Origin of the sequence: Colwellia sp. MB3u-55 (assembly GCF_014076785.1) — a bacterium.
Classification (GTDB): domain Bacteria; phylum Pseudomonadota; class Gammaproteobacteria; order Enterobacterales; family Alteromonadaceae; genus Colwellia_A.
The window spans coordinates 1-7,056 of record NZ_JACGUS010000037.1; the positions used below are offsets into that span (position 1 = coordinate 1).

At 35.0% G+C, this 7,056-nt stretch carries 6 protein-coding genes; 1 reads left to right on the forward strand and 5 read right to left on the reverse strand.

Annotated features, from left to right (window positions below; all coding sequences use genetic code 11):
* Positions 1-245: 245 nt before the first annotated feature.
* The gene (locus H4J66_RS01030; protein ID WP_182169409.1) at positions 246-1,751 is read right to left on the reverse strand and encodes a serine hydrolase; all 1,506 of its coding nucleotides are present in this window, start codon (positions 1,749-1,751) and stop codon (positions 246-248) included.
* Between the two features lie 609 nt (positions 1,752-2,360).
* The gene (locus H4J66_RS01035; RefSeq protein ID WP_182169412.1) at positions 2,361-2,663 is read right to left on the reverse strand and encodes a hypothetical protein; all 303 of its coding nucleotides are present in this window, start codon (positions 2,661-2,663) and stop codon (positions 2,361-2,363) included.
* 331 nt (positions 2,664-2,994) lie between these two features.
* Between H4J66_RS01035 and H4J66_RS01040 the strand changes: the two genes are divergently transcribed.
* Positions 2,995-4,065 carry an IS110 family transposase gene (locus H4J66_RS01040; RefSeq protein WP_259368686.1) on the forward strand — a complete coding sequence of 357 codons (1,071 nt, stop codon included), beginning with the start codon at positions 2,995-2,997 and terminating at the stop codon, positions 4,063-4,065.
* Between the two features lie 262 nt (positions 4,066-4,327).
* Here the strand turns inward: H4J66_RS01040 and H4J66_RS01045 are convergent, their stop codons facing one another.
* The 3 genes from H4J66_RS01045 to H4J66_RS19945 all read right to left on the reverse strand — a co-directional run.
* Positions 4,328-5,335: a S41 family peptidase gene (locus tag H4J66_RS01045; protein ID WP_182169415.1), complete on the reverse strand. Its 1,008-nt coding sequence runs from the start codon at positions 5,333-5,335 to the stop codon at positions 4,328-4,330.
* Positions 5,336-5,467: 132 nt separating this feature from the next.
* Complete coding sequence (locus H4J66_RS20580; RefSeq protein ID WP_182169417.1) at positions 5,468-6,691, reverse strand: S41 family peptidase; 1,224 nt, start codon at positions 6,689-6,691, stop codon at positions 5,468-5,470.
* 119 nt (positions 6,692-6,810) lie between these two features.
* Positions 6,811-7,056, reverse strand: a 246-nt coding sequence (locus H4J66_RS19945; protein WP_220463162.1) for a hypothetical protein, incomplete at its 5' end; no start/stop codon positions are given.

The following is a 7,056-nucleotide window of genomic DNA, read 5'->3' on the forward strand; positions in this document are numbered from 1 at the left end:
TGCTGTTTCTAATCGAAATTCAGGACTGAAATTTGGACGTTTTTTCTTTGTCATTTGTATCACCTAACGTTTGATGAGATGCATAATAACATCTCTAAGTAGGTGGCCAAATTAACTATGCCACTTCAAAATAACAGGCTAAAAATAGTGGACTAAAATGGAGCGAAGCGAACAGCCCGCTGTTTTTAGTCCTTGTTGATTTTCTTGTTAGTTGGCTTTTACTCCAACACGTTAGATTGTATTCATCATAGTTTGTTAAATATCTCTCCAAAAAAATCTAATTCTTTAACTTCACCATCTTTTATTTTATATGTAACAATCTTCCCACCGCCCATCACGGGAAATTCAACCCTCATTGTATCTGGTTTAGTATAAGCTGTAGCAACTGCGTGAATTTCCCCTAGTGTAAATTCAAATCTACCTGAATCAAGGAGTTCAACCTTTAGATCTCCCCACAAAGAATTATGAAATATACCAGCATATTTTGATCTTGTATGGCTAAGTATCATTGTTCTTGCAAGGTCTCTTTTTGCTGAATTATCAATAGACATCTGAAGCTTGGGCTTTATTTCACTCCATGCTTCCTTCATTTGTAGAATATGCATATCAGATATATCATCGGCACTGCCTTTATTAAGCAAAATACTATAGGCAATATCCGCAATGCCATTAGAAAGCTTACTACTTATACTTGATTCATTATTTAAAATCACAAGACCTATATTATGTTTTAACATAAAAGAGGTATGGGTATGGGTTCCAGCAACACCACCAAAATGATGATACATTTCTTCGTCTTTATATGGACCTATATACCAACCCCATGCGTACCCTTTACGGATAAAATCACGATACTTTAGATCATTCACTGCTAACTGTTGATGAGATTTCAGGATAACTTCTGCGGGGAAAATCACATTACCATCGACACGACCATCATTAAGATGAGCGATTAGAAAACGTGCCATATCTGATGCTGTTGAAATGGTTCCTCCCGCTCCATGCATAGTGATATTACTTTTTTCAAAAGCTAACACTTCTCTTGGATCTTTTCCTCTTAGTCCGTAAGGTCGTGCAACTTCAAAGCTTTTTTTAATAGAGTCGCTCATATAAGATGAAGTGCGCACCATAGCAAGTGGCTCATAAATTAATTCTGATATTGTTTTCTGCCAATCTTGCTTGTAATAATCCTCAGCCCATACGCTCACAATATTATATCCAAGGTTGGTGTACTGAAATTCACCTAATTTGTTTTTTTCGTCATAAGTCGAAGCTGCAACTAGTTTATGGCGTTGGGCACTATCATGATTTCCTGTATACGCTAGAGATGCAACAAATGGCCAATTTGATATTCCCGCAGTATGGGACATTAAATTTTTTAATTGAATCTGTTCTGTATCAATATGAGAGAATTTAAGTTTTGGAAACATCTCTGTCATTGACATTGTATCTTTGATATCACCTTTGTGTTCCATTAACAAAGTAGACAGAGCAAATATCGGTTTAGTAATCGACGCGATATAAAAAGCGGTTTTATCTGTTACCTTTTTTTTCTCTTTGATATTTGCATAACCAAAATACCCCTCATAAACGACTTTTCCATTTTTGACTATTGCTATTGCTGTTCCTGAGGGTAAACCAACTTCTTTTTTAGCTGCGTTCACATATTTGTCAATAGCAGAAAAATCATCTCCGGCAATAGCGCTACTTGTCCATAGTGATAACGATAGTAAAAGAGTAAGAGTTTTCATTGTTTAATTCCTTTTAATATTAATTACTAAAGCTTAAAATTTAATGATAACAAATATTGATGAGCCAACTAACGCCTCATTAAGAGGCAAAAAATAGTTGGTTAAAATAAGCAAACGTAGTGAACAAAAAGCCAACTGTATTTTGTCCTGCTTGAAATTCTTGTTATGTTTACCTACTCAACAAACCATCCGATAAAATATAAATAGACAAAAAAATCATGGCCAAATAGCAAAATAAAATAAACAAACCTACAAGTGACGATAATAAGAATTTGTGAGAATTAATATAGATACATTTATTTTTTACTAGTTTATATAAAAGATATGCAAATACACATAACAATGTAAAAACAGTTAAATGATAAGCTTGAATAGGTTTTAAAACACCTAAATATGCCAAACCGACGGAGCTAAAAAATACTACAGTTACAATGGTGTCAATTTTTAAGTGAAAGTGCTTAAACTTTGAAAAAAATTTTGTCATAGAGTTTTAAATTTACACTCAAGCTAAAAGTAAACATAACGCCTACTTAAGCGGAAAAAATAGCTGGCTAAAATGTTGAACGGAGTGAAAACAGCCAACTGTATTTTTTCTGTTTGAAGTTCTTGTTATATGCAAGTGCTGCCAATTAGTGCTTTTTGAATTTTAATTTCTTCAAAATCATTATCTGTTTCTGCCATTGCCAAATCAATTTTTGCAGTCGTACATTTGTCAGATAATTCTTTGCTGAGTAAATAAATCTGATCTTTTTGATACTGAGCCATACCTTCTAAACCATTATATTGTTCTCTATTCTCTGGTTTTCTATCTTTTTGGTATGGTGCTGGTTTAGTTGCACCACAAGCTGATAGCAAAAAAATCAGCGAAACTGGAATTAATTTATTAAACAATGCTTGATACTGCTTATGCATATAACGCCACGTTAAGCGTCAAAAAATTTTTGCCTATAATGTGAACGGAGTGAAACAGCCAACTTTTTTTTGTCCGTTTGAACGCCTTATAGTTGGACCAATCCATTTATCAATCGATTAGTTTACTATATTTGATAAGTGGAATATGCATCTGTTGGTTACGAATATTGAACGGCAAACATCCAATATTTCTAACAAGACGTTCGAACCAACAGAGCTACTCGCTTCAAAACGCATACTCAAGGATCGCCTACGACGACTATCTATAAGACCTGCGAGAAACGAGACTTAAGCACATTCCATCTATAACTTTACTCGCTGGAGCATCTAAATGAAAGCATATAACGTCGATGATTTCGCTGCACTTATTGGTATCGATTGGGCTGACAAAAAACATGATATATGTGAGCACCCAAAAAACACCAAACAATATCACTACACCATTATAAAACATAAACCAGAAGCGCTTCACAAATGGGCAATGGAGCTTAAGCTGCGTTACCCAGATCAGAAAATTGCTGTTGTGTGTGAACTTAAAAAAAGTCCCTTAATTTATGCGCTCGCAAAATATGACCACCTCGTCTTATTTACGGTGAATCCATCCGCGGTCGCAAATTACCGCAAAGCATTCACGCCTAGCGGCGCAAAAAATGACCCAACAGATGCATTCATACAAGTTGAAATGATTAAACTTCACATAGATAAACTCTCAGTGATAGTACCTGAGTCAACATCAATGAGAGCATTAGCGCAACTGGTTGAGTATCGTCGTAATGTAGTACAAGATGGCGTCGATTTATCAAATAAAATAACCGCAACGTTGAAGAACTACTCCCCTCAAGCGCGTGAATGGTTTAAAGAAAAAGATACCTTAATCTTTTGTGATTTCATCAGTAAATGGCCATCGCTCACCGCGGTTAAAAAAGCCAGAAAGCAAACCTTATTAGACTTCTTTAATCGTCACAACTCACATTATGAAACCGTCAATAATGCTCGATTACTTAGCATTAAAGAAGCCATTCCGTTAACCGAAGATGAAGGCGTAATAGCCCCTAATCAACTGTTAGTGGAAGTGCTTATCGCACAATTCAAGGTGTTACTTATCGGTATTGAACAGTTGGATAAAGCAATAAAACAGCTGTACAAAAAACAACAAGACAAGGCTATTTTTGATAGTTTACCTGGCGCAGGCCCACAACTAGCACCGCGCTTATTAGTCGCTTTTGGGCACAATAGAGAACGTTATACGGATGCTTCACAGATGCAGAAGTATGCGGGTATTGCACCCGTTATTGAAAGCAGTGGTAAAAAGATATGGACACATTGGCGGTACAGTTGTCCTACTTTTTTAAGGCAAACGTTTGTTGAATGGGCTGGTTTTTCGATACGATATTCATTCTGAGCAAAAGCTTGTTATGAGCAACAAAAAAGTAAAGGTAAACCACATAACAGCATAATAAGATCGCTTGCTTTCAAGTGAATAAGAATAATATTTAGGTGCTGGAAAACGAAGACGCCCTACAACGAATCAAAATATTTAGAAGCATTAAAACGAAGAGGATCACCGTTGATAAAATTTGCAATAACTAGCTAAATTTTACTAGTTGTCCACCTCAGGGCATGTTGTTATGGTGCTAGTTGCAGCCTACTCGTCACATTGTTTTTTATTTCTGTTTACGGTACTTTTCTGCTGAACTCTTGGCTAAGAGGTAAGCTTTATCAAAAGCATTCGTTGATGATGTTTTTATATTTGGTAAAACACCTGTACCTTCCCAATTAGTTTGAGTAATAGGGTTAATAGCGCGACCAGTAGGAACATTAATACTAAATAGTTCATTTATTTCTATTGGACCTCCTGGGTTTGCACCACCACCTGTACTTTCGCCTACAATTGTTGCTCTTTTTCGAGTTTTAAAATTATAAGCAAACTCTTCCGCTCCAGAAAAAGTATATTTACTTGTAAGTACGAATAATGGAACATCAGGCATACGTTCAGAAGGTAATTCATCAAGAGTCCAAAACTCTTGAGTCCTGTTACCTTTTCTCCAATATAAACTATTCAAATGAGTTTTTTCACCAAAGAAGTAACTACAAATATATTGCACCAATTCAGGAGAGCCACCATCATTTTTTCTAAGGTCAAAAATAACTGCGTCTGTATTCTTAATAACCTTTAATACGCCATCAACAGTTTCTTTTGCTGAATCAAAGCCACTAAAGTAACGAAAATCGATATACCCGACATTACCCTCTAGAATCTCAATTTTTTTAAAACCGTAGTTCTCTTTTTGTTCTTGTTTTAAATACTCTAAATACGGGCTACTTGATTGCTTTTGCTCTGGTTGTGGCTTTTGAGGTTTTTTAACTCTAACTTCCATATGTTTATCATGGTTTATTTTTTGTAGATCGATAGTTAATTGTTCTGCAAATTTATGCGCATCAATAATTTCATTATATTTCCCAGACTTAAATTGTTCTTGTATGAAGTTAGCATTTTTCTGTGCAACCTTAGGGAAAACGTAATTTTCAATAACGATCTTAGAAATCCCCTCTACAACTTCTTTACGTTGTTCCTTATTTAATTCAATGCTTTTTGATTGAACAATCGAGGAAAACACTAGGGTTGTTAGTAGAACTGACAACAACTTAAAGCGAGGTATTAAGTAGAACATGAAACTTCCTTATTAGATGGAGATATAAAGCACCATAACGCCCAATTAACGGGCTAAAAATTGTGGGCTAAAATGGAGCGAAGCGAACAGCCCGCTGTTTTTAGTCCTGTTAAATTGCTTGTTATAAGCCGGTTATTGCAACCCTATATCACTTAATATCCATTTTAATTGACGGTCATTTTTTGAAATATAGTCATCAATTGAAACTTCAATATGAACATTTGGGTATAACGCATCTTTATTATCACGAGTAAAGTGATACAGGCGCTTTGAGTATGTTACCTCTAGGTTGGAGTTAGGTAAAATAAATTGCCCCATATCTTGGTAACCTGAAGGTTTGGCACCTGTAGGTTCACCAACTAATTTTGCATTCAATAATTGTGAAAACTGAGCAGCATTACTCATTGCTGCTGAGAAAGTTGTATTATCAATAAGAACATAAACGCCTGACTTCCAATCTATACTGTCAGCCAGTACCAGTAATTGAGCCAATTTTAAACCTACAAAAAAGTCCCCACCATAATTGTCTCTAAGGTCAATTATTAACTTTTTAGATTTGTTTTTATTGATGAAGGATAATAAATCTTCACCCAGTGATTCCATTTTTGAGATTGATGTATAACGGCGAAATTTAAAATAGACCACTTTATTATCGTTTAACGACCCAAACCAAAGATTCTCGTTTAGTTTTTCCTCAATCGAAAATATGGAGTTGTTTAGATAGGTGAGTTCGGCTGTATACTCATTTGAGTGGGATGGTTCTAATTGTTGTTCAATTAGTTTTTTGCCTATTGTGAATGTAAATCGAGCTTGAAATGTACCTTTGACAATTCCCAGCCCATTAAGTAACTCGGCTTTTGGGATATATTGTGCTGCTCTTATTTGTGTTGAGTATTTGTTTTCAGAAAAAGGTGCTAGTTGAGAAAATAAACGATAGATTTCTTCTGCATTCATGTCGTTAATTTTCTCAAGTTTCGCACCAAGGAGGTGCTTGAAATCCTTGGTAGTTTTAATTACATAAAGCTCTCCATTGAGCACCTTTAATTGAATAGGAAAACTTTTTAAATTAGCTCCCCATAAAGGAAATGATGTATGCCCATCACCAATTTTGTGAGTTAACCTCATCAGTTCAATTAATAACTGATTTTTCGTTAAGGAGGATAGAGAGCCTTTAAGTTGCGTTACCTCTTTATTAAAGCTTTGCCTAGAAATCGTATGGTAAAGATCTATATGTTTTTCAGACAAATTTCGTGAATAAAACTCTAGATCATCTTGCCAACTTTTAACCTCTAAATCAGTAATGCCAAAACAATGGAGAGAAATCATTGATAATAAAATTGAAAGGGAAAGTCTCACTCGGTATTCCTTTAGGCTTATAACGCCACATTAAGCGGCAAAAAATTGTTGGCTAAAATGTTGAACGAAGTGAAAACAGCCAACTGTTTTTTGTCCGTTTGAATGCCTTGTTAGCTGTACTATGCACTGAAAAATCCATTTGTTACAACTGAAAGAAATGTTAAAAAACCGAATAACAGTTGTAACTGAAATAATTTACGAGCATTTAATAACTCTAATTTTAATCTTTCATCAGATATATCTTTTATAGCGTTACCCGACCATAACTTACTCATAAAATTAAAATCTTTGTGTATGTGCGATGAGCTTTCGTATGTAACGCCAAAAAGATCTAACTTATTTAAATTACAAAACTCTTGAGCCTT